We start from the raw sequence: 25,527 nt of genomic DNA, 5'->3' as shown, positions 1-25,527 counted from the left end.
TCAGGTGTTATTGCGCAACCGCTTCCAGTTCAATTAACGCGAGGTCTTTTTTACGTAATACCAGGCTCACGCGCCGGGTCTCAATATGAATAGGATCGCCCAGCGGCGCCACGCGCACGACATGAAACGAAGAGCCGGGCAACATTCCCAGGGAGAGCAGTTTCTGCCGATAAGCCGGGCTAATATCGCGGGAAAAACCGGTGATTTTCCACGCACTATCAGGAGTGAATTGCATAGGGCCTACTTGTTATCGCTAACCGAAAAGAGAATTTCCAGGCGCGGCTATTAAAGCGGCGCTGGGGACTATAGCCAACGAAGAAGAATAAAACTTAACTAATAACGATGATAATGAGAATGGTTTGTATCATCAATACATGGCATGGATAATAAATGCGGTTTTCCGGGGTATTTGCTTATTTTTTGATATGACGCAAGAACCCTGTTGTAGCCAAAAATAAGTCAAAAATTAATTTATTCACTTAATGTTTAATAAAGGTTTCATTGGTTAACAGAATGAAACTTTATAAATTTCGAACTTATTAAAAGGTTACTGGAATATATTAATCGAGGCTCAGGCATTAAAAAGCGGAAAATTGCCCCTCGTAGAGAGGGGCAGGGAAGGATTAGCGTTTTTTGCCCATCGCGGCGGCCAGCGCATCCATCATCGCACTGTTGCCGGCTGGCTGAGCATCGCGACCGCGCGGCTTCGCCGCTTTTGCCGCCGGGCGGTTACCCTGCGGGCGATCGTTGCCGCCGCCGCGGCGCGCGTTGCTGTCGCCCGGTTGTTCATCGAGGCGCATCGTTAACGCGATGCGTTTACGCGGCAGGTCCACTTCCATCACCTTCACTTTGACGATATCGCCCGCTTTGACCACGGTATGCGGGTCTTCAACGAACTTATTCGACAGCGAAGAGATGTGGACCAGGCCATCCTGGTGCACGCCGATATCGACGAAGGCACCAAAGTTGGTAACGTTGGTAACCGCACCTTCCAGAATCATCCCCGGCAGCAGGTCGTTCATCGTCTCAACGCCGTCGGCGAACTGGGCGGTTTTAAACTCAGGGCGCGGATCGCGGCCTGGTTTTTCCAGCTCTTTGATGATATCGGATACCGTCGGCACCCCGAACTTATCATCGGTAAAATCAGAGGCTTTCAGGTTGCGCAGCTCGCTGCTGTTGCCCATCAGATCTTTCAGCGCCTGCTGGGTAGCGGCCAGAATACGCTCGACCACCGGGTAGGCTTCCGGGTGAACGGTCGAGGCGTCCAGCGGGTTGTCGCCGTGGTTAATGCGCAGGAAGCCGGCGCACTGTTCAAAGGCTTTTGGCCCCAGACGGCTTACCTTCAGCAACTGCTGGCGGTTGTGGAACTGGCCGTTCTCGTCGCGCCAGGCGACGATATTCTGCGCCATCATACGGGTCAGGCCCGCGACGCGGGTCAACAGCGCCACCGAGGCGGTGTTAAGGTCGACGCCAACGGCGTTTACGCAGTCTTCTACTACCGCATCCAGCTTACGCGCCAGCTGCGTCTGGCTAACGTCATGCTGATACTGGCCGACGCCGATTGATTTCGGATCGATTTTCACCAGCTCGGCCAGCGGATCCTGCAGACGGCGGGCGATAGAGACCGCGCCGCGTAGGGAAACATCGAGGTCCGGGAACTCTTGCGCCGCCAGTTCGGAAGCCGAGTAGACCGACGCGCCGGCTTCGCTGACGATCACCTTCTGGGCGGTCACTTTCGGGAACTGTTTTTGCACGTCGAGGAAGAAACGCTCGGTCTCGCGGGAAGCGGTACCGTTGCCGATAGCCACCAGCTCAACGTTATGTTTTTCGCACAGCGCCGCCACGACGACGGCGGCTTTAGCCGCCTGGCCGGTATGCGGGTAGATGGTATCGGTGGCCACCAGTTTGCCGGTGCCGTCGACTACCGCCACTTTGACGCCGGTACGCAGGCCTGGGTCAAGTCCCATGGTGGCGCGCAGGCCGGCAGGCGCGGCCATCAGCAGGTCATGGAGATTACGGGCGAATACGTTAATCGCTTCGTCTTCCGCGCGTTCGCGCACGGTGCCCATTAATTCGGTTTCGAGGTGCATCAGCACCTTGATGCGCCAGGTCCAGCTGACGACGCCTTTGCGCCAGCTGTCCGCCGGGGCGTTATTCAGGCGCAGGCCGAGATGATCGATAATGATCTGCTCGCAGTGGCTCTCTTTCGGTGGCTCATCAAACTGCGGGTCGGCGTTGAGCGACAGCTGCAGCACGCCCTCATTGCGCCCGCGGAACATCGCCAGCGCGCGGTGCGACGGCACGGAAGCGATCGGTTCATGGTGGTCGAAGTAATCGCGGAATTTAGCGCCTTCTTCTTCCTTGCCGCTGACGACGCTGGCCACCAGATGGGCGTTTTTCCACAGATAATCACGTACTTTCGCCAGCAGGGCGGCGTCTTCCGCGAAGCGTTCCATCAGGATATAGCGCGCGCCGTCGAGAGCGGCTTTGCTATCCGCCACGCCTTTATCGGCATCGATATAGTTTGCCGCTTCGGTTTCCGGATCGTGGGAAGGCTCATTCCACAGCAGATCGGCCAGCGGTTCGAGACCGGCTTCAATGGCGATTTGCCCGCGGGTGCGGCGTTTGGGTTTGTACGGCAGGTAGAGATCTTCGAGCTCGGTTTTGCTGAGGGTGGCGTTGATGGCTTTTTCCAGCGCTTCGCTGAGCTTGCCCTGTTCGCCGATCGATTTGAGGATCGCCTGGCGGCGATCTTCCAGTTCGCGCAGATACCCGAGGCGAGTTTCCAGATTACGCAGCTGCGTGTCATCCAGACCGCCGGTGACTTCCTTACGATAACGTGCAATAAACGGCACGGTGTTCCCTTCATCAAGCAGGCGAACGGCAGCTTCTACCTGTTCGGCTCTGGCCTGAAGTTCACCCGCAATAATGCGGCAGAGCGAATCATTCATCATCGGTTTTATTCATCATTAGGGTCAAAAATCAGGGGATAGTTATACGGGCTGCCAGGCTAAAATGCCAGCCGCGACCGGGTTCTCTCGGAATGTTCCGGCGCTATTTCACGTATTCAATTTCATTGACGTACCAGCTGGCTTCGCCAGCCGGAGTGTTAACGATAGCCAGGTCGCCCACCTCTTTCTTCAGTAAAGCGCGCGCCATTGGCGAATCGATGGAGATATAGTCTTTGCGGCCGAAGATTTCATCGTAGCCGACAATGCGAAAGCGCTTGGTATCGCCATCGTCGTTCTCGATCTCCACCCACGCGCCGAAGAACACTTTGCCTTCCTGCTGCGGGGAATAATCGACGATTTTGAGATTTTCCAGACACTTGGTGAGATAACGCACCCGGCGGTCAATTTCGCGCAGGCGCTTTTTATTGTACTGATAATCGGCGTTTTCACTGCGGTCGCCAAGACTCGCCGCCCAGGTCACTTTCTTGGTGACTTCCGGGCGCTCTGTACGCCACAAGTAATCCATCTCTTGCTTCAGTTTTTCATACCCTTCACGGGTGATCAGCGGCGTTTTCATCTGTGGTTCATCCAAAATAATCTCGTCCCGCCGTACCTTAACCAGCCGTTTCGGCAAGGTAAAGCGCCAGGCGCAGAAATCACGGCTACTGGCTGCGGGTAAAAATGGTAATCACCTGATCAATATGATTTTTCATTGCTTTCTTTGCCGCACGTACGTCGTGGGCCTCAATGGCTTCAAGGATCGCGCGATGCTCCTGTTCCGAGCGATGCGGCATATCGTCCGGGGTGTAATGGCGCTGCAGCATGCGGAACATACTGCCGTAGCGGTGGCCGAGCAGGTGGCCGATGATAAACGCGTACGCCGGGTTGCCGCTGGCCTGAGCGATACGGATATGGAACAGGCGGTCGCCGGGATGGGTGGTTGAACCGGCACGGTTATCGCGACAGTTTTGCTCAAAGGCCTCGCGGATAGCGGCCAGCTCTTCGGGGCTGGCGTGGCGTGCCGCCAGCGCGGCGGTTTCCGGTTCGATTAACAGGCGCGCCTGCAGCAGAGAAAAGGGCGGTAGTTCGGCGTTAAAATCGAGGTCTATGTCGAGTTCGTCGTCGATCTCCGTCCACTGGTCGCGGCCGGCCTGCGCCATCACTGGCTCTTTGGTGGCGACGAGCGGCGTTTGCGATTTGACGATTACCCCGTTGCCGACGCGCACGTCCACCAGGCCAATCACCTCCAGCGCAATCAGCGCTTCGCGTACCGATGCGCGGCTGACGTTCAATTGCTGGGCTAAATCTCGCTCAGACGGAAGACGACTGCCGGGCGGAAATTCGTTGTTCTCAATTAATCGCTTGAGTTGGTCTGCTATCTGTCTGTAAATCCTTGGGTTTTCCAGTCTGGTAATCGGCATGTTTCACCTTTGCTCATGCGATAGACAGTGATAAAGCGCACAAATATTGGCCAGCACACTTGAGTGTTTGTTAGTCGAGTGTAATTAATTGGTTAACCAATGTGCCGTTTGTGGCCGTTTTTGCAACATCTAAGCTTCACGATAGCGGGTTATGCCTGACTTGTCATGCGAAAGGTCAGGCCTTTGACTACCACCAATGGCCTGACCATTAGTCCTTTAGACCAGGGGAGAGAAATGGAACTAACCGGAAAACGCGTTCTGATTACCGCCGCAGGGCAGGGGATTGGCAATAGCTGCGCGCGGCTATTTGCCGCCGCCGGCGCGGAAGTGATTGCCAGCGATATCAACATTGCCGGATTGAGCGATATCCCCGGCGTACAGCCGCTGCAGCTGGATGTCACCCGCGCGGATGCGATTGCCGCCGCCGCGGAAACGCTGGGCCCGCTGGATGTGTTGTTCAACTGCGCCGGGGTGGTGCATAGCGGCAGCATTCTTGAATGTAGCGAGCGGGAGTGGCAGTTCGCCCTCGATCTGAACGTCACCGCCATGTTCCACACGATTCGCGCCTTTTTGCCGGCGATGATCGCCCGCGGCGGCGGCTCGATTATCAACATGTCATCGGTAGCTTCCAGCGTGAAAGGAGTACCAAACCGCTTCGCCTACAGCGCCAGTAAAGCGGCGGTCATTGGCCTGACCCGCTCGGTAGCGGCGGATTTCGTCACCCAGGGCATTCGTTGTAATGCGATTTGTCCGGGTACCGTCGATTCACCTTCCCTACGCGGACGTATTGCCGAGCAGGCGCGCGAGCAGGGGCTGAGCGAAGAGGCGGTTTATGAGGCGTTTGTCGCCCGCCAGCCCATTGGCCGCATCGGCAAGCCGGAAGAGATCGCCCAACTGGCGCTGTACCTGGCTTCCGACGCCAGCGCCTACACCACCGGCACGGTGCAGATTATTGACGGCGGTTGGAGCAACTAACCGCGCGGCGCTTTATTTCACTATCAGGAAAACGCATGAAATTACTTCGTTTTGGCAATCCCGGCAGCGAGCGTCCGGGCGTACTCGATAACGACGGCCGCTTGCGCGACCTATCGCAATATATTAACGATCTGCGCGGCGACGCGCTGCTGCCGGAGAGTCTGGCGCGTCTGCGCCAGCTGGATCTCTACAGCCTGCCGCTGGTTGAAGGCAATCCGCGTATTGGCGCCTGCGTCGGCGGTATCGGTAAGTTTATCTGCATCGGCCTGAACTATGCCGATCACGCCGCGGAGACCGGCGCCGATATTCCGCAGGAGCCGGTGGTATTCAGCAAGTGGACCAGCGCGGTGGTCGGGCCTAACGACAACGTGATTATCCCGCGCGGTTCGCAAAAGACCGACTGGGAAGTCGAATTAGGGGTAGTGATTGGCAAAGGCGGGCGCTATATCGACGAGCGCGACGCCATGCAGCACGTTGCTGGCTACTGCGTGATTAATGACGTCTCCGAACGTGAGTATCAAATCGAGCGCGGCGGCACCTGGGATAAAGGCAAAGGCTGCGACACGTTCGGGCCGACCGGCCCCTGGCTGGTCACCGCCGATGAAATCCCCGATCCCAACGCGCTTAACCTGTGGCTGGAGGTCGACGGCAAGCGCTATCAGGACGGCAACACCCGCACCATGATTTTCAAAGTGCCCTATATCATCAGCTACCTGAGCCGCTTTATGAGCCTGCAGCCGGGCGATGTCATCTCCACCGGTACGCCGCCGGGGGTGGGTATGGGCCAGAAACCGCAGCCGGTTTATTTACGCGCCGGCCAGACTATTCGTTTGGGCATTGAAGGGTTGGGCGAACAGCAGCAGCTGACCGTGGAGGACAAACAATGACGCAAATTACCGCCCTGCGGGTAGAGGATATTCGTTTCCCCACTTCGCAGCAGTTGGACGGCTCCGATGCGATGAATCCCGACCCGGATTACTCCGCCGCCTACGTGATCCTCGAAACCGACAATCCTAAGCTCACCGGTCACGGGTTGACCTTCACCATTGGCCGCGGCAACGAAATTTGCTGCGCGGCGATTCAGGCGCTGGAGCATTTAATCGTCGGCGAGCAACTCGAGACGATCGCCGCCGATATGGGCGCCTTCTGGCGGCGCTTTACCAGCGATAGCCAGCTGCGCTGGATTGGCCCGGACAAAGGGGCGATTCACCTGGCGACCGGCGCGGTGGTCAATGCGGTGTGGGATCTGTGGGCGAAGGCCGAAGGCAAACCGGTCTGGCGACTGGTCGCCGATATGAGCCCGGCCGAGCTGGTGCGCTGTATCGATTTTCGCTACATCACCGACTGCATTACCCCGGAGGAGGCGCTGCGCCTGCTGGAAAGCCGTGAGGAGGGCAAAGCCCAGCGTCTCGAACAGCTACAGGCGCAGGGTTATCCGTGCTACACCACCTCAGCGGGCTGGCTGGGATACGGTGATGAAAAACTGCGTCGCCTTTGTCAGCAGGCGGTGGACGCCGGTTTCTCGCATATCAAGCTGAAGGTCGGGCGCGACATTGAAGATGACATCCGCCGCGTGCGCATCGCCCGGGAAGTGATTGGCCCCGAGCGGAAATTGATGATTGACGCCAACCAGGTATGGGAAGTGGACGCCGCCATTCCATGGGTCAAAGCGTTGGCCTTCGCCAACCCGTGGTTTATCGAAGAGCCGACCAGCCCGGATGATATCGAAGGCCACCGCAAGATCCGCGAAAACATCGGCGCGGTGAAGGTCGCCACCGGCGAGATGTGCCAGAACCGGATTATGTTCAAACAGTTCATTATGCGCGGCGCGATTGACGTGGTGCAGATCGATGCCTGCCGGTTAGGCGGCGTCAACGAAGTGCTGGCGGTGATGCTGATGGCGGCGAAGTACAACCTGCCGGTTTGCCCGCACGCCGGCGGCGTCGGACTGTGCGAATACGTCCAGCACCTGTCGATGATTGACTATCTGTGCATCGCCGGTACCCATGAAGGGCGGGTGATTGAGTTTGTCGACCATCTGCACGAGCACTTCCTGCACCCTTGCGAAATCCGCGGCGCAGCTTATATGCCGCCGCAGGCGCCGGGCTACTCGATTGAAATGCATCAGGCTTCTATCGAGCAGTACCGCTACCGTGGAGAAGTGCATGTTGCGCATTGACGCCCACCACCACTACTGGCGCTATCAGCCACAGGATTACCCGTGGATTGATGACGACATGCCGCAACTGCGCCGGGATTTTTACCCTCCGCAGCTCCAGCCGCTGCTGGCGCAGCACCGGCTCGATGGCGCGGTGGTGGTGCAGGCGCGTCATGATGAAAACGAAACCGCCTGGCTGGTGGCGCAGGTTTCTCAGGCGGTTGGCGTATGCGGCGTAGTGGGCTGGCTGGATATTACCGCCGCGGATCTCGAGGACAAGCTGACGCAGTGGCGCGACCAGCTGTGCGGGTTGCGCCATCAGGTGCAGGATGAAGCCGATCCGGCAGCGTGGCTTGAGCGCGAGGCGGTCTCGCGAGGAATGCAGCAGTTGCAGCGCCAGGGCTATAGCTGGGATCTGTTGGTTACCCATCGTCATCTCGCGGCGGCGGCACGCTTTGCCGCCCGCCACGATGATCACTGGCTGGTACTCGACCATTTCGGCAAGCCGGATATCGCGCGCGGCGCGGCCTACTGGGCTGAACAGGCGCGGCCGCTGGCGGCGCTACCGCACGTGGCGCTTAAGCTATCTGGTCTGGTGACCGAGGCCGCGGGTGGATGCTGGACCGAGCAGCAACTGCTGCCTTTCTTCGACGCCGCGCTGGAGCTGTTTGGCCCGCAGCGGCTGATGTTTGGTTCCGACTGGCCGGTATGCCTGCTGGCGGCGGAATACCGCCAGGTTTACCAGCTGTGCGAAACGGCACTGGCCCCGCTGACGGAAACGCAGCGGTCAGCTATCTGGGGCGGCACTGCCTGTCGGGTTTATGGTTTAACGGAGGCGAAGCGTGGATCTATTTCTTAAAGGCAAAGTGGTTATCGTCACCGGCGGCGGCTCGGGGATCGGTGCGGCCGTGACGCAACTGCTGGCGGAAGAGGGGGCGGTGCCGCTCATCGTCACTAATGCCCAGCCAGAGCAGGGGTTTATGGATAGGCTGAAGCAAATCGCGCCGAAAAGTGAGCTGATTATCGCCGACCTGTGCCAGGAGGCTGAATGTGCCGGGGCGGTAGGCCAGGTGCTGGCGCGCTTTGGCCGCATTGATGCGCTGGTGAATAACGCCGGAGTGAACGATGGCGTAGGGCTTGAGGCCGGGCGTGAGGCGTTTCTCGGATCGCTTGAGAAAAACCTGATCCACTACTACCAAATGGCCCACCTGTGCCGTGAGGCGCTGGAGGCGGCGCGGGGGGCTATCGTCAATATCGCCTCGAAAACCGCGCTCAGCGGCCAGGGCGGCACCAGCGGCTATACCGCGGCGAAAGGGGCGGTGCTGGCATTAACCCGTGAATGGGCGGTATCGCTGCGCGAGAGCGGCGTGCGGGTCAACGCGGTGGTGCCGGCAGAAGTGCTGACGCCGCAGTACCAGCGCTGGATAAATACCTTCCCTGACCCGCAGCGGCAGATGGCGGCGATTAACCAACGCATCCCGTTGGGCAAACGCATGACCACGCCGGAAGAGATCGCCAATACCGTGGTGTTTCTTATCTCCTCGCGCGCGTCGCACACTACCGGGCAGTGGTTATCGGTGGACGGCGGATATTTGCATCTCGATAGGGCGCTGTCATGAGCGTTACCGCCGCGCGGCGGCGACTGTGTCAGGCGTTGGATTTGGTCGATTCGGCAGAGAAAATTGCCGAATACCAGCGTCTGCATGAACGTATCTGGCCGGAAGTCGCCGGGCATCTGCGCGCCCATGGCGTGCTGGATATGGAGATTTACCGGCTTGGCACGCGGCTGTTTATGGTGATGGAGGTCGCCGGGGATTTCGATGGCGAACGCTTTGCTCAGCACAGCCTGAACCACCCGGTCATTCAGCGCTGGGAAGCGCTGATGTGGCAATACCAGGTTCCCACCCCCTGGACGCCGGCAGGCGAAAAATGGGTGTCGATGGAGCGCATATTCTCTTTGCAGGATCAATAAAACAACTCTGTACTCTACTGAGGATCTCACCATGCTAGTGAATAAAACGGCGGAGCCGCTGGCGTCCCGCGCCGGGGCGACCCCTAATCTGCGCTGGGCATTTATGCTGGTCACCAGCCTGTTCTTTATGTGGGGGCTCTCTTACGGCCTGCTCGATGTTCTCAATAAACATTTTCAGGAGACCCTGCACGTCACCAAAGCGCAGTCCGGTTTACTGCAGGCGGCCTATTTTGGCGCCTACTTCCTGGTGGCGCTGCCCGCCGGCTACTTTATGGATAAACGTGGTTATAAAGCGGGGATCCTGGTCGGCTTGTGCCTGTATGCGCTTGGCGCGCTGCTGTTTGTGCCGGCGGCGAGCGTGAATAGCTTTGCGCTGTTCCTGTTCGCGCTGTTTGTGATTGCCTGTGGATTAGGTTGCCTTGAGACCGCGGCGAACCCTTATGCGACGGTACTTGGCGATAGTAAAGGCGCCGAGCGGCGGTTGAATCTGGCGCAGTCGTTTAACGGACTGGGGCAATTTATTGGCCCGCTGATCGGCGGCACGCTGTTCTTTTCAGCTACTCAGGGCAATACCGGCGATCAGAGCTCGGTAAAAATCACCTATGTCGCTATCGCCGTGCTGGTGCTGTCCATCGCGCTGCTGTTCCGCCGCACGCCGATGCCGGATATTCGCGAAGAGGAGGGCAGTCAGCAAGAAGCGGCGCAGGGGCTGTGGCAGCATCGCCACTTTACCGGCGGGGTTATCGCCCAGTTCTTTTATGTTGCCGCGCAGGTCGGCGTGGGTGCGTTCTTTATCAACTATGCGACCGAGCACTGGCATGGCGTGACAAACCAGCACGCTTCCTATCTGCTGTCGATTGCGATGATTAGCTTTATGGTCGGTCGTTTCTTCAGTACCTGGCTGATGGGGCGGGTGCAGGCGGCGACGCTGCTGATGGTGTATTCGTTGGTCAATATCGTGCTCTGCGGTCTGGTGATGATGAGTATCGACGGCGTGTCGGTGGTGGCGCTGATTGCGGTCTTCTTTTTTATGTCGATTATGTTCCCGACCATTTTCGCGCTGGGCGTTAAAAATATGGGCAGCCATACCAAACGCGCCAGCTCGTTTATGATTATGGCCATCGTCGGCGGGGCGATTATGCCTTACTTTATGGGGGCGCTGGCCGACCGCTACAGCACCGCGCTGGCCTATGGGTTGCCGCTGCTATGCTTCCTGGTGGTGCAGTGGTACGGCATGAGCCAACGACGCGCGTAAGCGGCAAAATTAGCTAAAAAGGCGGAGGAGACCCTCCGCCTTTTTCTTTTTTGTCGCGCCGGTGGTAAATTTTGCTCAGAATGACGGGTTTACCCTAAATAATTCGAGTTGCAGGAAGGCGGCAAGTGTGTGAATCCCCAGGAGCATAGATAACTATGTGACTGGGGTGAGCGCACGCAGCCAACGCACGTGCAACTTGAAGAATGACGGGTATAAATTGCTGTTTAATATGCTTTGTAACAATTTCGACTAGAATATATACCAGATTTGGCTGGTCGTATTAGCGTGGGTTTTTAAGAATACGCACTAACGATTGCAGTGAACCTTTGGGAGTACAAACAATGCAAGAGAATTATAAGATTCTGGTTGTGGATGACGACATGCGCCTGCGCGCGCTGCTGGAACGTTATCTGACCGAGCAGGGCTTCCAGGTTCGTAGCGTGGCGAACGCTGAACAGATGGATCGCCTGCTGACCCGTGAATCCTTCCACCTGATGGTGCTGGATCTGATGCTGCCGGGCGAAGATGGTTTATCTATCTGCCGCCGTCTGCGTAGCCAGAGCAACCCGATGCCGATCATTATGGTAACGGCGAAAGGGGAAGAAGTGGACCGTATCGTGGGGCTGGAAATCGGCGCCGATGACTACATTCCTAAACCGTTTAACCCGCGCGAACTGCTGGCCCGTATCCGCGCCGTGCTGCGCCGCCAGGCGAACGAGCTGCCGGGCGCGCCATCGCAAGAAGAAGCGGTGATCGCTTTTGGCAAATTTAAACTGAACCTCGGCACCCGCGAGATGTTCCGTGAAGATGAGCCGATGCCGCTCACCAGCGGTGAGTTCGCGGTATTAAAAGCGCTGGTTAGCCACCCGCGTGAACCGCTGTCCCGCGATAAGCTGATGAACCTTGCCCGCGGCCGCGAGTACTCGGCGATGGAGCGTTCCATCGACGTACAAATCTCCCGCCTGCGTCGCATGGTGGAAGAAGATCCGGCGCATCCGCGCTACATCCAGACCGTTTGGGGACTGGGCTACGTCTTCGTGCCGGACGGTTCTAAGGCATGAAGCGCGTGCGTTTTTCGCCGCGAAGCTCATTTGCCCGCACCCTGTTACTGATCGTCACCCTGCTGTTCGTCAGCCTGGTGACGACCTATCTGGTGGTGCTGAATTTCGCGATCCTGCCGAGTCTGCAGCAGTTTAATAAGGTGCTGGCATACGAAGTCCGTATGCTGATGACCGATAAACTGCAGCTGGAAGACGGCACCCAACTGGTGGTTCCGCCGGCGTTTCGCCGCGAAATTTACCGCGAGCTGGGGATTTCGCTCTATTCCAATGAGGCGGCGGAAGACGCAGGGCTGCGCTGGGCGCAGCATTATGAATTCTTAAGCCAGCAGATGGCGCACCAGCTTGGCGGGCCGACCGAAGTGCGGGTTGAGGTCAACAAAAGCTCGCCGGTGGTGTGGCTGAAGACCTGGCTGTCGCCGAATATCTGGGTGCGGGTACCGCTGACTGAAATCCATCAGGGCGATTTCTCGCCGCTATTCCGTTATACGCTGGCGATAATGCTGCTGGCCATTGGCGGCGCGTGGCTATTCATCCGTATCCAGAACCGACCGCTGGTCGATCTGGAGCACGCCGCGCTGCAGGTCGGACGTGGGATTATTCCGCCGCCCCTACGCGAATACGGCGCGTCGGAAGTGCGTTCGGTGACCCGCGCCTTCAACCATATGGCCGCCGGGGTCAAACAGCTGGCGGATGACCGTACGCTGCTGATGGCCGGGGTCAGCCACGATTTGCGCACGCCGTTGACGCGGATCCGGCTGGCGACGGAGATGATGGGCGAACAGGACGGCTATCTTGCCGAGTCGATCAATAAAGATATCGAAGAGTGCAACGCCATCATCGAGCAGTTTATTGATTACCTGCGCACCGGCCAGGAGATGCCGATGGAGCTTGCGGATCTCAATGCCGTTTTAGGCGAAGTGATCGCCGCCGAAAGCGGCTACGAGCGGGAAATCGCCACCGATCTGCAGGCCGGAGAAATTCCGCTGCGCCTGCATCCGCTATCGATTAAACGCGCGTTAGCCAATATGGTTGTGAACGCCGCTCGTTACGGTAAGGGCTGGATTAAAGTCAGCAGCGGCAGCGAAGCCAGCCGCGCCTGGTTCCAGGTGGAAGATGACGGCCCGGGAATTAAACCGGAACAGCGCGAACATCTGTTCCAGCCGTTTGTGCGCGGCGATAGCGCCCGTAGCACCAGCGGCACCGGGCTGGGGCTGGCGATAGTGCAGCGTATTATCGACAATCATAACGGTCGCCTGGAGATTGGCACCAGCGAACGCGGCGGCCTGCTGATCCGCGCCTGGCTACCAATTCCGGTGCATCGCGCGCTGTCGCCGGCGAAGCCTGCGAAAGAGAGTTGATTAGCGTATAAAAATAAAAAAGCCGGGCATCGCCCGGCTTTGTTGTCTCTATGACCTGATTAACGCTTCGGACCGGCCGCAACCAGCGCAGCGCCGGCCGGGGTATCGGTATACTTCTCGAAGTTCTCAATAAACAGTTTCGCCAACTGATCGGCTTTCTCCTGCCACTGCTCCGGAGAACCGTAGGTATTACGCGGGTCGAGGATATGGGTATCGACGCCCGGCAGCTCGGTTGGGATCTGCAGGTTGAACATCGGCAGGGTGAAGGTTTCGGCGTTATCCAGCGAACCGTCGAGGATGGCGTCGATAATCGCGCGGGTATCTTTAATTGAGATACGTTTACCGGTACCGTTCCAGCCGGTGTTGACCAGGTAAGCCTGGGCGCCGGAAGCCTGCATGCGTTTCACCAGCACTTCAGCGTACTGCGTCGGGTGCAGCGACAGGAACGCGGCGCCGAAGCAGGCGGAGAAGGTTGGGGTCGGCTCGGTGACGCCGCGCTCGGTACCGGCCAGCTTGGCGGTAAAGCCAGACAGGAAGTGGTACTGAGTCTGGTCAGCGGTCAGGCGTGAAACCGGCGGCAATACGCCAAAGGCGTCGGCGGTCAGGAAGATAACCTTGGTGGCGTGACCGGCTTTCGACACTGGCTTAACGATATTTTCGATATGGTCGATCGGGTAGGAGACGCGGGTGTTCTCGGTCTTCGAACCGTCATCAAAATCGATGGTGCCGTCAGCCCGTACCACGACGTTTTCCAGCAGCGCATCGCGGCGGATCGCGTGATAGATATCCGGCTCGTTGGCTTCCGACAACTTAATGGTCTTCGCGTAGCAGCCGCCTTCGAAGTTAAATACGCCGTCATCATCCCATCCGTGCTCGTCATCGCCAATCAGGCGGCGTTTCGGGTCGGTGGAGAGGGTGGTTTTACCGGTGCCGGAGAGGCCGAAGAACACGGCGACATCGCCTTTTTCGCCGACGTTAGCGGAGCAGTGCATCGAAGCGATGCCCTGTAGCGGCAGCAGGTAGTTCATGATCGAGAACATCCCTTTCTTCATTTCGCCGCCGTACCAGGTGCCGCCGATGAGCTGGATGCGCTCGGTCAGGTTGAAAGCCACGAAGTTTTCGGAGTTCAGACCCTGCTCTTTCCACTGCGGGTTGGTGCACTTCGCGCCGTTCATGACGATAAAGTCCGGCTCGAAGGCTGCCAGTTCTTCTTCGCTCGGGCGAATGAACATGTTCTTAACAAAGTGTGCCTGCCAGGCGACTTCAGTAATGAAGCGCACGCTGAGGCGGGTGTCGGCGTTGGCGCCGCAGAAGGCGTCGACGATAAACAGGCGTTTGCCCGACAGCTGGTGAGTCACCAGGCCTTTCAGGTGCTGCCAGGTTTCCTGGGAGAGCGGCTTGTTGTCGTTCTTGCCATTGCCTTTATCAGACCACCACACGGTATCGCGAGTGGTATCGTCACGGACGATATATTTATCTTTCGGCGAACGGCCGGTGAAAATGCCGGTATCGACGGCGATGGCGCCAAGATTGGTTAATACGCCACGCTCATAACCTTCCAGTTTTGGGTCGAGCTCTTCCTGATACAGCGTATCGAAGCTCGGGTTGTGGACAATTTCCTGGACGTCATTGATACCGTAAGCCTTGAGATCCTGCGGGGTTAAACTATTAACGCGCATGTCACTGCTCCTTAGCCAATATGTACTGCTTTAAATTGTAGGGTTTCTTTCAGGGAATAGACCGCGACCAGGCTCATAGATTTACGTATCTCGACAAACGCCTTTCTTACGAAAAACACAGTGACTCCTGTCACGAAGTGCGCGTGATTATCTCAGGAAAACGGCCGCAGGTGGCGATAGATGTTTCCGAATGGTTAAAAAGTAATTAAAAAAACTACTGAAATGTGAATGTAATCGCTTTCTTGAAAGAAAGTTACGTAACTCTTTCAGTGAAAATCGATTCAACACGCGGTCGAAATAATTGACGCCAGGCGCGGCGGGTTAGAAAAACCCGGCAACGCCCGGCGAGAGGGGCGATTAGTGTACCTGCGGATCCGCCGGCGAGGCGTTATTGCGGATCTCGGCGATATCCATCGCGTTGAACAGGTAATGATTGCCGCAGTAGTCGCAATGCATATCAATTTCGCCTTCGTCGGCGAGGATGCTGTCGACTTCTTCATCCGGCAGCGTCTTCAGCGCATCGGCGCAGCGCTGGCGAGAACAGGTGCATTTGAACTCGACGTCTTGCGGGTCGTATACCGTCACCTCTTCCTCATGGTACAGGCGCCATAATACATCGGTCGCCGGCAGGGTGAACAGCTCTTCCGCCTTGATGGTCTCGGTCAGGGTCGCCAGATGCTCGAAGTCGTTAAGCTGCGCGTCCTGAGCCGGCATCACCTGCAACAGCATGCCGCCAGCCACCGCTTTACCGTCGTGCTCGCCGGTACGAATGAACAGTCGGGTCGGCAGCTGTTCGGAACGCTGGAAGTAATCTTCCAGGCATGCCGCCAGGGTATCGCCTTCCAGGCCAACAACGCCCTGATAGCGCTCGCCTTCCTGTGGAGAGATGGTAATGACCAGGTAGCCGTTGCCGACCAGCGTTTTCAGGTCCGCGCCTTCCGGGATTTCGCCCTGAACGCGAGCGACGCCGCGCAGCTGCTGCTGGTTATTGCCGTTGATTACCGCCAGCGAGAGCGGGCCGTCGCCCTGCAGCTGAACGGTAATATCGCCGGCGAACTTCAGCGTGGCGGTCAGCAGGCTGGTGGCGACCAGCAGCTCCGACAGCACGGTTTTAACCGGCTGCGGGTAGCTATGGTTGGCCAGGATCTGTTCCAACGTGTCCGATACGGTGACCAGTTCACCGCGCACGGCATAGTTTTCAAACAGATAACGATGTAATTGATCGTGTTGAGTCATAATCATCTCTCTTGCTGGCGGCAGCGCTATTCGCTGTCGCCGTGTTTAAATCTCATCAGGTCGCGGCGCTCTTTTTTGTCCGGACGTCTGTCTGGGTGCGGCATCGTGAGCGCATTCAGCTTACGCGCCAGCGCCACTTTCTCGCGTTTCTCGATACTCTCCGCCGTCTCTTCGTACAGCATGACGGCTTCGCTGGCTGGCCTGCGCTGTTCGGTAACGTTTTTGACGATAACGGTACGCTCGTCGTTGCCCTGACGCAGGGTCAGGGTGGCATTCAGCTCGACGATTTTGCTCGGCTTACTACGTTGTCCGTTGTAGTGCACTTTGCCGCCTTCAACCATCTCGCGCGCGATGGCGCGGGTTTTATAAAAGCGGGCTGCCCAAAGCCATTTGTCCAGCCTGACGCTTTCTGCGGGCTTATCTTTCATGGCCTCTCCTCCGGAGTCAGGGAAGGGATCAGCCGCCGGTAATCGTTCACGCCGGGATGGCGGGTATACTGTTTTTCCGCCAGGCCTGAATCCGGATTGGTGACGCCCAGGCAATAACGAATACCGAACTGCGCCGCCGCGTCCAGGATAGCCTCGCTGTCATCGACAAACAGCGTTTTGCGCGCATCAAGGCCGGTTTCTTCCGCCACCGCGCGCCACAGGCGCTGATCCTCTTTCGGATAACCAAATGTGTGGGTGGAAAGTAATAAATCAAGGTGCGCGTCCAGACCGGTGTGCTTGAGCTTCACCGCCAGATTATGCGGGTGCGCATTGGTCAACAGGATGCGGCGCTTGCCGCTGGCCCGCAGCGCATCAAGGAATGGCACGGTATCTTCCCGCAGTTTTGCCCGCGGCCCCTGCTCGCTGGTCATCGCACAAATATCCAAACCCAGTCGCTCGCTCCAGTAATCAAGACAGTACCAGTTTAGCGTATGCTGCACGGCGTGATACTCCTGATGCATTGCCGCTTTGGCTTCCTGCAGGTTGAGTCCGCGCGCGGCGCCCCAGGTTTCCGGGACCAGTTTTTGCCAGAAGTAGTTGTCGAAGGCGAGGTCGAGCAGCGTGCCATCCATATCCAGCAGAACGGTATCAACCTCCTGCCACGCGATATTGATTTGCATGGTGAATCTCCAGCGAGGGGGGAAATGCGCGACAGGGTATCACACCCTGCCGCGTAGGAATTAATCTTGATGATCCGGGGAAGGGATGAGAACCGGATTCAGGCAGCTTTCATAATATTTTTGAATTTCTTCCATGCGCTGACGCTGGCGCTGATAGCGGCGGATCGCCTGCACGCCGTGCCACGACATACAGCCAAGCATCGCCAGCAGCAGCAGAGTGGTGCCAAGATAGCGCCACAGCCCGCTGCGATCGGGAATGCGGTGCAGGTTGATATGCTGGGTGCCATTGGCGTCGGTATAAAGATTGGTGACAATCCCCTCCGCATGGAATGGTGTATGCATCAGCATACCCGCCAGACGCTGCAGCTCGCCCCACTGCTCGTGGGCGGGATAATCGTACAGGCTGATAGCCGGCCACGGCTGATTGACCAGTTCGCTGCCTTCATCGCTGGCGATCAGGAATCCGCCAGGGGCCGGGCTATTTAGCGCCTGCGCCGCGCGGGAGGTTTCACGCATCACAAACGGCGCGGTTGAGGTGGTCACCAGATTCTCCAGCGATTCGGCGCTCACCGGCCGCAGCAACACGTTTACCCCATCGAGCTTACCGGCAGTGGCGCGTTTGGTTAGCGCTTCCCAGTTGCGGGTATTGCCAAGGTTGACCAGCGCGTTCTTCAGACGCACGCAATCATCTTTCGCCGAACAGAGCTCGTTGGTTTTCAGCACGATATCGCCGAAGTCATCCAGCAGTACCATTCCTGATTTTTGAATTGCCGAACGTAATGCCGGGCTAACGTGTGAATCGTCGTCCGGGTCAGGATGCAACTGGCGCTGTACCGCCTGGACCAGCGCCGTGGCTTTACCGACGATATCGGACTCCGGCAGCGGCAGGGGAGGCGCGTCGTTCCAGATGATCTGCGAACAATCGAACGGCGTAAACGGTGAGGCTTCTTTCGCGCTCCAGGCGCCCGGCGTACGGATGTTGCACATTCCGGTACCTTTTAACTGCAGCGTGTCGCCGATGCGGACTTTCGCCTTCTCAAGCTGGCCGACGGTGGTGGCTTCGATGGTCTGCGCCCCCTTAAGCCAGGAGAGCGTGAATTTAAAGGGCATATTCAGCGGGACGCTAATCCACAGCATGATGACGACCAGCAGCGCGCCGGCGGCGATAATCGCGCTGCGTAGCCAGTACTGCAGCGGGAAGTTTTTCACTTCATCGTGCAGCGACAGGAAGCGCCCCTGGCGAACCACATGGCGGTTAAGATAAATATCAATATCGGTTTGCTGCCCCAGGTCCTGGGCGATCCACGGTTGCCAGTGGCGCGGATAGATAAGGTCGATAATCCCCAGCGAAATATTATTGACGTGTTCCTGATCGTTCTCGCCAAACAGTCCCCAGCGTTTCGGCATTCCGCGCAGGCAGTGGATCTCGCGTAGCGAACCGGCCAGCGGCGGCGCATAGATGCCCCATAAGCCCGCTGCCAACAACAGTACGCCGCCGCCGAGCAGCCACGGCGCAAAGACGTCAGGGGAGATCAGGCAGCAATAGAACAGCAGGAAGGCTGCGACGATCATAATCCCTTCGCGCAGGCTGTCAGGACGGCTGAGAGCATGCTCTTCCTGAGTTTCCTGGCGGATGTTCAGCAGCTCGACCTGCTCGCTCTCCTCACCGCGAATCGACGCCTGGGTAGCCGATGCGCGTTCAAGCGCGTAGCTGCGGGCTTCCTGCGGATAGTCGCGCAAGGTGTGGTCATTGAGAACAATCACCAGCGGCAGGCTGTCGGTTGGGATCAGCGAGACGCTGTTCTCGTCGTTGATATGCTGTTCCCAGAACGGCGGCAGGTGAACCTCCACCGAGTCGAGGAAGTATCGCCATTTGTTGGGCTCATCAGACGAAATGCCATAGCGGGTGACGGCGCGGGTGACGGTATAAACGGTGTCGCTCTGCTCATTCAGTTTCAGGGCGACAGGCGCGACGCTGGCGCCGGTCGCCGGTACCTGTTGCGACTGGCTGAGGCCATCGAGATACTTTTCGACCGCCTGGCGTTCATCATCAGAAAGCTTGCGGGTCGTCGCGTCGCTAAAGGCTTGCAGTAAGGGGAGGCGACGACGTCTGGCATGAGATCGATACCACCACCCGATAAGCAAGACACAGAGTAGCAGAGCTGTGAAAAAGGTCAGAAAGGTGCCCATGCCCATCCCATCGTCATAGTAATTTTAATTGTTTATCGGCACATGTTGTCTAATGCAGGAAATTTTATTGTGCAATGCAGCAGCATGTAAGCTTATCAAAAACGGGAAAACTCAGGAATCGGTAAATTCTCAAAACAAATTCAACCTATTGACTTTTTTATCTTTATGAATCTTTGCATTGCAAGCAAAACGTTGCAACTATGTAAATTAGTGGCAATTTGGATTGCCGAAACCGTGCTGCGTATCGCACAATGACTTCTGTAATCACAGCATAGACCGATGACAATGAGCAAATCATTACAAAAACCCACCATTCTCAACGTTGAAACGGTAGCGCGTTCGCGTCTTTTTAATGTTGAAAGCGTGGACCTGGAGTTCAGCAACGGCGTGCGTCGCGTTTATGAACGCATGCGGCCCACCGCGCGTGAAGCCGTAATGATTGTGCCGATTGTTGACGACCACATTATTTTAATCCGCGAATATGCGGTCGGTACCGAATCCTACGAATTGGGTTTCTCCAAAGGGCTTATCGACCCCGGCGAGACGGCCATGGAAGCCGCCAACCGCGAGCTGAAAGAAGAGGTGGGTTTCGGCGCCCGTCAATTGACCTTCCTGAAGAAGCTCAGCATGGCGCCATCTTATTTCTCCAGCAAAATGAACATTATGGTGGCGGAAGATCTCTATCCGGAATCGCTGCCGGGCGATGAGCCGGAACCGCTGCCGCAGGTGCGCTGGCCGCTGTCGCAGCTGATGTCGCTACTGGAAGAAGAAGACTTCAATGAAGCGCGTAACGTCAGCGCGCTGTTTCTGGTGCGTGAATGGCTACAGGCGCAGGGGCGTTTGTAAGCGGCTAACATTGTTGTCGCCATCGTCAAAGCCATTTTCGCTGAAAGTGGCTTTGACTTAAACCTGCTGGAAACATTGCTGGCGCTTTACTGATGGTGAAGAAAACGAAAGTTATGCCAAACTTAGTACGTGAATAATTGAAGCGGTAATACAAGGAATAAGAACTAACATTACAGATGTCTTCCAGAAAAAACAGAATTTCTTCATCCATTCTATTGATAACGTTGGTTTTTGTAAGAAGAATGAATATGCGTTGCTTTCTTTTGTGATGAAAAGGATTTTTTTATTTTCTTTTAATCCCAGAAAGAAACGTGATACAGGATAAGCTCCAAAAAAACCAGTCATCGATTGGATGTTGTATAGCATTGGAAATTCAAGCTTGCTTGCTAAATAACTTTCTAAGATGGCACTATATTCTTTTCTGTGTGAAATGAATATGAAATACGAGACGATCATTAACAGGATGCCTATCACACAACAAATCAATAACGCATAGCTCAGGTATTGCATATTACTAGTATCCTGTTAATTCCAATATTTTTTTTGACGAGTACTCGCCGAACTTACCACCTATATATCCTCCGGCAAGACCCCCGATAATCGCGCATGGCAATGCCCCCGTTCCAGCTGTTGCTAGCCCTACGCCCACGCAAAGGGCTACTGTGCCGGTGGAGCCATAAGCACCTCCGGCTAAACCTAACGTCGTGCTTGCACCAAAGTTAAAATATTCTTTAAATTCTGTATTACCACATTCACTTTCTCTTCCAGTAGTACAAGATTTTATAACGTTATTTGTTGCCCCAGCAAACGAAAATGCAATGCCAATATATCCGCCATACTTTAAAAAACGGGCCGCTCTGGCAGCATTACCGGTATAGGTGGAATATCCAGGGATAGCACCTACTCCAACCGTTGACCATTCATGGACAATTGAACGACTGGATAGGTTTAATGCTCTTCGCATATCCTCATATGGCCGGAATTTGATTGAGTGTTTTGCTAAATATTTAATAATAGGTTTATTAACTAATATTTTAAGTTCAGCCAGTAGTTGATTTCTCTCAACAAAAAACTGTTGTCCTATAAGCGTACCTTGCGTCCGAAACTGATTTTGATAGCTGGCCTCTATTTTTTTTAGCGTGGTTTCTATAGCTTTGAAGTATTTTTTCTCCAGCATCCCCGATAGCGCCAAAAATTTTATCTCCTGCAGTCGTTATTCCGGCAATCATTCCATAGTTTCTTTGAAGAAAACTGGCCTCATCAGTACTGACTCCTACCAGATTGTTATTTACCTGTTGTTTTGCCTGATGGAGCAAACGGAGTGTCTGTTCTGTCATCATGCTATTTGGGTCGGCGACAATGAGTATTTGCCCAGGTTTGACCCAAGGCGTACCTGCATTTAGCTGTTCAAAGTAACGCGCGGCACTGCTATTGCGGTTTCGGAATAACAACCCAGCCTGAAGAGATATAGAGCCCGGCTGTTCGACGATACAGTAACCAGGAGCTAGTTTTCTTGACATAAAAAATCCTTGTCTTAGTTGTTTCCATGGAAAGGGACATCGGAAGTTTTTTAGAACAGTAAGCCTTTTTTTGTCTGAGATAGCAATGATAGAAGGTCATCATCAACCTGAGCCTGCTGGAATTCTTTGCTCATAAAAAACTGCACCTTACTTCGTTGGGTGTCCAACTTTTTGGGTGCAGTTCATTTCGGTGGTTTTTTTGCTGCTCTCAAGCCACCTTTTAGAAGGTGGCTTGCATTAGAACAACTCGTGGGTTTCGCCACCGCTGTCGGTAATGGTGGTGCCAACTTCGCGCACCGCCTGATGGGTAGGCTGCGTGCCCTCGATGAAGTACTCGGCGCGGCTGTTGCCGCCGTTAGCCAGTTGACCTGTGCTGCGGTCGATATTCACCGTCACAATACCCGGCGGCGGCGTTAACGGCTCTTCTGGCACGCCTTCAAGTACCCGTTTCATAAAGTCATCCCAGGCCGGTTGGGCGCTTTTAGCGCCGCCTTCATAACCCGAAATCTGATCTTTAATCGCGCCGGAAGCGGTGGTACGGCCCAAATCGCGGCGGTGGTCATCGAAGCCAATCCACACCGACGTCACGACGCCAGGACCGTAGCCGGAGAACCACGCGTCTTTTGAGCTGTTGGTGGTACCGGTTTTGCCGCCGATATCATGACGCTGCAGGTCGCGGCCCGCACGCCAGCCGGTGCCCATCCAGCCCGGTTCGCCGAAAATATTGGTATTCAGCGCGCTCTTAATCAGGAAGGCCAACGGCGTGTTGATGACATGCGGGGCATACTCCGGCGCGCCGCTTTGCGCGACCAGCGACTGATTAGCCTGCTCAAGCTGCGGCTGCGGCGGAACGTCGCCGTTTTGCGGCTCCTGAGAGGTGGCGACCTCTTCAACATCCTGGTTTTCCAGCACATTGGATTTCGGCGTATCGCCGTAGATCACTGGCGAATTACACTGCGGACAGGCGATCTTAGGCCGCTCTTCAAACAGCACGCCGCCCTGATCGTTCTCAATCTTGCTAATAAAGTACGGATTAATCAGGAAGCCGCCGTTGGCCATTACCGAATAGCCGCGGGCGACCTGTAGCGGGGTAAAGGAAGCAGAACCCAGCGCCAGTGATTCGGTATGGACGATGTTCTGCGCCGGGAAGCCGAAACGCTGCAGATACTCTGCCGCATAATCGACGCCCATTGCGCGCATCGCGCGCACCATCACCACGTTCTTCGACTGGCCTAATCCCTGACGCAGACGAATAGGGCCGGCGTACTGCGGCGGCGAGTTTTTCGGCCGCCAGTCGGAGCCCGCGCCGGCATCCCAGCGGGAGATCGGCACATCGTTAAGCATACTGGCGAGGGTTAAGCCTTTGTCCATCGCCGCGGTATAAAGGAACGGCTTGATATTGGAGCCAACCTGACGCAGCGCCTGGGTAGCGCGGTTGAACTTACTCTGATTGAAGTCAAAGCCGCCGACCAGAGCGATAATCGCGCCATTTTGCGGGTTGATAGATACCAGCGCGGAGTTTACTTCCGGCACCTGCGACAGCCACCATTTGTCGCCCTCTTTGCGCACCCAAATTTGCTGCCCGGTCTGAATGACGTCGGTCACTTTGCGCGGCGTCGAGCCTTGTTGCGTATCGGAAACGTAGCGACGCGCCCAGCGGACGCCATCCATCGTTAACGCCACCGACGTGCCGTTGCCCAGCAACGCGACCGCTTCCTGCGGGTTCGCGGAGGTGACTACCGCCGGGGCCAGCGGGCCGACGCCCGGCAGTTTTTTCAGCGTATCGAGGATTTTTTTGTTATCCCACGGGGTCTCGCCAACTTTCCACAGCACATTGGCCGGGCCACGATAGCCGTGTCGCATGTCGTAATCGAGCACGTTTTTACGCACCGACTGCTGGGCGGCCTGCTGGTTTTTACGCGTGATGGTGGTGTAGACGCGATAGCCGTCTTCGTAGGCCTGCTCGCCGTAGCGGTTGACCATCTCCTGACGCACCATTTCGCTCAGATACGGGGCGGAGAAGGCGATTTCCGGCGTATGGTAGCTGGCGTCAATCGCTTCGCTGCGCGCCTGATCGTACTGTGCCTGAGTGATATAGCCTTCGCTTAACATTCGCGACAGCACCACGTTGCGACGCGCGGTCGCGCGGTCCAGCGAATAGAGCGGGTTAAAGGTGGAAGGCGCTTTCGGCAGACCGGCGATAACCGCCATTTCGCTCAGCGTCAGCTGATCGACTGATTTACCGAAGTAAACCTGCGCGGCGGCGCCGACGCCATAGGCACGGTAGCCGAGGTAAATTTTGTTGAGGTAAAGATCGAGAATTTCGTCTTTATTCAGCAGCTGTTCGATGCGGATTGCGAGGAAAACTTCTTTGATCTTACGCGTTATCGTTTTTTCCGGACTGAGGAAAAAGTTACGTGCGAGCTGCTGAGTGATGGTACTGGCGCCCTGCGAGGCATGGCCTGAGAACATCGCCACGCTGGCGGCGCGGAAAATCCCCACCGGATCGACGCCATGATGCTCATAGAAGCGGCTATCTTCAGTCGCGATAAACGCTTTTATCAGCTCCGGCGGCATCTGCTGCAGAGTGACGGGGATGCGGCGCTTTTCGCCATATTGCGCAATAAGCTCGCCGTCCACGCTATAAACCTGCATCGGGATCTGCAAGCGCACATCCTTTAAGGTCGCGACATCGGGGAGTTGCGGCTCTATAAATTTGTAGAGGCCATAAATCGAGCCTGCTCCCAGCAGAACGCAACAAACTGCAAGGATAAAAAGATACTTTACGAACTTCACCGGAGAATTCCCATTTAGTTTTATTTGGGCAGTTTATAAACAAACGCGCGGTAGTATAAAGGCAAGCCAGGAGCATTGATATACCCCCACGGGGCGGCTTGCTGGCGCTATGCTTTCCGGACGGCGTGTCGATCGACGCTAAAAGCCCCCATTTCGCCACATGGTATATCCAGGCTGCTCCTTGAATCGCAATCGCGGATAAGGAGATCTAAGCATGACTTTCAGAAATTGGCGTATAGGAATTCATATTCAACAGGATAGCGTCGCCATCGTGGCGCTGTTGTACGAACGCGGGCGCTGGGCTTTGCGTCGCTGGTGGCGAATTCCGCTGCCGCCCGGCCTGGTGGTGCAGGGCAGCATCGTTGACATCAATGAGGTGGTGAAGCGGTTACGTGCATGGCGCCGCGAGCTGCCGTTACAGCATCAGGTGTGCATTGCGCTTCCTGCCAGCCGTACGCTGCAAAAGCAGTTGCCCGCGCCACAGGTGTCGCTGCGGGAAAGCGAAAGAGCGACATGGATAGCGGGCACGATGGCGCGTCAGCTGGAAATGCCTGCCTCTTCGCTGTGTATCGATTACGCCGCCCGCGCGGCAAACGATGGCTGGCAGGCGACGGCGGCTCAGCGTTTGGATATCGACGCCCTGCGTCAGCTGGCGCGGAGGCTTAAGCTGCGCCTGGCGGCTATCGTACCGGATGCGGCTGCTCTCACTTCTTTTTTTCCCTGGCTTACTGACGCGACTCAGGGCCTGGTCTGGCAGGGGGACGCGCAGTGGTTATGGGCGACCCAGGAGCGCTGGGGCTATTGTCCTTGCGCTGAAGCCCCCTCTTTCTCGCACTTAACCTCGCGCCTCAATGATGAACAGTTCCAGCTCTGTAGCAGCCTGCCGTTGGCGGAAAATAGCTTTGATTGCTGGAGCGTGATCCACCGCCTGCAGCCGCCGCTTCCCGCCTGCGGCGATCGCTTTGCTATCGCGCTTGGTTTGGCGCTGGGAGGTAAATAAC

Annotated in this window: 21 protein-coding genes and 1 pseudogene; 11 read left to right on the top strand and 11 right to left on the bottom strand. The window is 56.5% G+C overall.

Annotation, left to right across the window (positions count from 1 at the left end; translation table 11 throughout):
- Window positions 1-7: 7 nt before the first annotated feature.
- From feoA to EAE_RS05375, 4 genes are all read right to left on the bottom strand, one after another.
- Window positions 8-235 (bottom strand): ferrous iron transporter A, encoded by a 228-nt coding sequence (feoA, locus tag EAE_RS05390; RefSeq protein WP_015703677.1) that lies wholly within the window; start codon window positions 233-235, stop codon window positions 8-10.
- Window positions 236-623: 388 nt separating this feature from the next.
- A complete protein-coding gene (locus EAE_RS05385) occupies window positions 624-2,954 on the bottom strand; it encodes a Tex family protein (RefSeq protein ID WP_015703676.1) in 2,331 nt (776 codons plus the stop codon).
- Between the two features lie 100 nt (window positions 2,955-3,054).
- Window positions 3,055-3,528, bottom strand: coding sequence for a transcription elongation factor GreB (greB, locus tag EAE_RS05380; protein ID WP_015703675.1), 474 nt, complete (start codon window positions 3,526-3,528; stop codon window positions 3,055-3,057).
- Between the two features lie 85 nt (window positions 3,529-3,613).
- The gene (locus EAE_RS05375) at window positions 3,614-4,372 is read right to left on the bottom strand and encodes a FadR/GntR family transcriptional regulator (RefSeq protein WP_047075569.1); all 759 of its coding nucleotides are present in this window, start codon (window positions 4,370-4,372) and stop codon (window positions 3,614-3,616) included.
- 234 nt (window positions 4,373-4,606) lie between these two features.
- On the opposite strand from EAE_RS05375, the gene EAE_RS05370 reads away from it, so the two are divergent.
- From EAE_RS05370 to envZ, 9 genes are all read left to right on the top strand, one after another.
- Entirely contained in the window at window positions 4,607-5,347 is a 741-nt protein-coding gene (locus EAE_RS05370) for an SDR family oxidoreductase (RefSeq protein ID WP_015703673.1), read from the top strand.
- Window positions 5,348-5,382: 35 nt separating this feature from the next.
- A complete protein-coding gene (locus EAE_RS05365) occupies window positions 5,383-6,234 on the top strand; it encodes a fumarylacetoacetate hydrolase family protein (RefSeq protein WP_015703672.1) in 852 nt (283 codons plus the stop codon).
- A complete protein-coding gene (locus EAE_RS05360) occupies window positions 6,231-7,526 on the top strand; it encodes an L-fuconate dehydratase (protein WP_015703671.1) in 1,296 nt (431 codons plus the stop codon). Before EAE_RS05365 ends, EAE_RS05360 begins: the two co-directional genes overlap by 4 nt.
- On the top strand, window positions 7,513-8,364 hold the full coding sequence (locus tag EAE_RS05355) for an amidohydrolase family protein (protein WP_015703670.1): 852 nt from the start codon (window positions 7,513-7,515) through the stop codon (window positions 8,362-8,364). The genes EAE_RS05360 and EAE_RS05355 overlap by 14 nt, the downstream gene beginning before the upstream one ends.
- The gene (locus EAE_RS05350) at window positions 8,348-9,124 is read left to right on the top strand and encodes an L-fucose dehydrogenase (protein ID WP_015703669.1); all 777 of its coding nucleotides are present in this window, start codon (window positions 8,348-8,350) and stop codon (window positions 9,122-9,124) included. The genes EAE_RS05355 and EAE_RS05350 overlap by 17 nt, the downstream gene beginning before the upstream one ends.
- Complete coding sequence (locus EAE_RS05345; RefSeq protein ID WP_015369371.1) at window positions 9,121-9,477, top strand: L-rhamnose mutarotase; 357 nt, start codon at window positions 9,121-9,123, stop codon at window positions 9,475-9,477. Before EAE_RS05350 ends, EAE_RS05345 begins: the two co-directional genes overlap by 4 nt.
- A 31-nt stretch (window positions 9,478-9,508) precedes the next feature.
- Window positions 9,509-10,732, top strand: a complete 1,224-nt coding sequence (gene fucP / locus EAE_RS05340; RefSeq protein ID WP_015703668.1) for an L-fucose:H+ symporter permease — start codon at window positions 9,509-9,511, stop codon at window positions 10,730-10,732.
- Window positions 10,733-11,073: 341 nt separating this feature from the next.
- A complete protein-coding gene (gene ompR / locus EAE_RS05335; protein WP_001157751.1) occupies window positions 11,074-11,793 on the top strand; it encodes an osmolarity response regulator transcription factor OmpR in 720 nt (239 codons plus the stop codon).
- Complete coding sequence (envZ, locus tag EAE_RS05330) at window positions 11,790-13,151, top strand: two-component system sensor histidine kinase EnvZ (protein WP_015369373.1); 1,362 nt, start codon at window positions 11,790-11,792, stop codon at window positions 13,149-13,151. Before ompR ends, envZ begins: the two co-directional genes overlap by 4 nt.
- A 59-nt stretch (window positions 13,152-13,210) precedes the next feature.
- Here envZ and pckA read toward each other — a convergent pair whose 3' ends face one another.
- The 5 genes from pckA to EAE_RS05305 form a co-directional block, all read right to left on the bottom strand.
- A complete protein-coding gene (pckA, locus tag EAE_RS05325) occupies window positions 13,211-14,830 on the bottom strand; it encodes a phosphoenolpyruvate carboxykinase (ATP) (RefSeq protein ID WP_015703667.1) in 1,620 nt (539 codons plus the stop codon).
- 357 nt (window positions 14,831-15,187) lie between these two features.
- Window positions 15,188-16,066, bottom strand: a complete 879-nt coding sequence (gene hslO / locus EAE_RS05320) for an Hsp33 family molecular chaperone HslO (protein WP_015703666.1) — start codon at window positions 16,064-16,066, stop codon at window positions 15,188-15,190.
- A gap of 26 nt (window positions 16,067-16,092) precedes the next feature.
- Entirely contained in the window at window positions 16,093-16,494 is a 402-nt protein-coding gene (hslR, locus tag EAE_RS05315) for a ribosome-associated heat shock protein Hsp15 (RefSeq protein ID WP_015703665.1), read from the bottom strand.
- Window positions 16,491-17,174: a GMP/IMP nucleotidase gene (gene yrfG, locus EAE_RS05310; protein WP_015703664.1), complete on the bottom strand. Its 684-nt coding sequence runs from the start codon at window positions 17,172-17,174 to the stop codon at window positions 16,491-16,493. The genes hslR and yrfG overlap by 4 nt, the downstream gene beginning before the upstream one ends.
- A 60-nt stretch (window positions 17,175-17,234) precedes the next feature.
- Window positions 17,235-19,364: an intracellular growth attenuator family protein gene (locus EAE_RS05305; RefSeq protein ID WP_015703663.1), complete on the bottom strand. Its 2,130-nt coding sequence runs from the start codon at window positions 19,362-19,364 to the stop codon at window positions 17,235-17,237.
- Between the two features lie 285 nt (window positions 19,365-19,649).
- On the opposite strand from EAE_RS05305, the gene nudE reads away from it, so the two are divergent.
- On the top strand, window positions 19,650-20,210 hold the full coding sequence (nudE, locus tag EAE_RS05300; RefSeq protein ID WP_015703662.1) for an ADP compounds hydrolase NudE: 561 nt from the start codon (window positions 19,650-19,652) through the stop codon (window positions 20,208-20,210).
- A 514-nt stretch (window positions 20,211-20,724) separates the two neighbouring features.
- Here nudE and EAE_RS05295 read toward each other — a convergent pair.
- A pseudogene (locus EAE_RS05295) lies at window positions 20,725-21,730 on the bottom strand (hypothetical protein).
- A gap of 237 nt (window positions 21,731-21,967) precedes the next feature.
- Window positions 21,968-24,526, bottom strand: a complete 2,559-nt coding sequence (mrcA, locus tag EAE_RS05290; RefSeq protein WP_015703659.1) for a peptidoglycan glycosyltransferase/peptidoglycan DD-transpeptidase MrcA — start codon at window positions 24,524-24,526, stop codon at window positions 21,968-21,970.
- 214 nt (window positions 24,527-24,740) lie between these two features.
- Between mrcA and pilM the strand changes: the two genes are divergently transcribed.
- Entirely contained in the window at window positions 24,741-25,526 is a 786-nt protein-coding gene (gene pilM, locus EAE_RS05285; RefSeq protein WP_015703658.1) for a pilus assembly protein PilM, read from the top strand.
- Window position 25,527 lies beyond the last annotated feature (1 nt).

The sequence above is a fragment of the Klebsiella aerogenes KCTC 2190 genome (assembly GCF_000215745.1).
GTDB lineage: Bacteria > Pseudomonadota > Gammaproteobacteria > Enterobacterales > Enterobacteriaceae > Klebsiella > Klebsiella aerogenes.
Note: the sequence above shows the minus strand (reverse complement) of the source record. Positions and strands in the feature narration are given on the sequence as shown.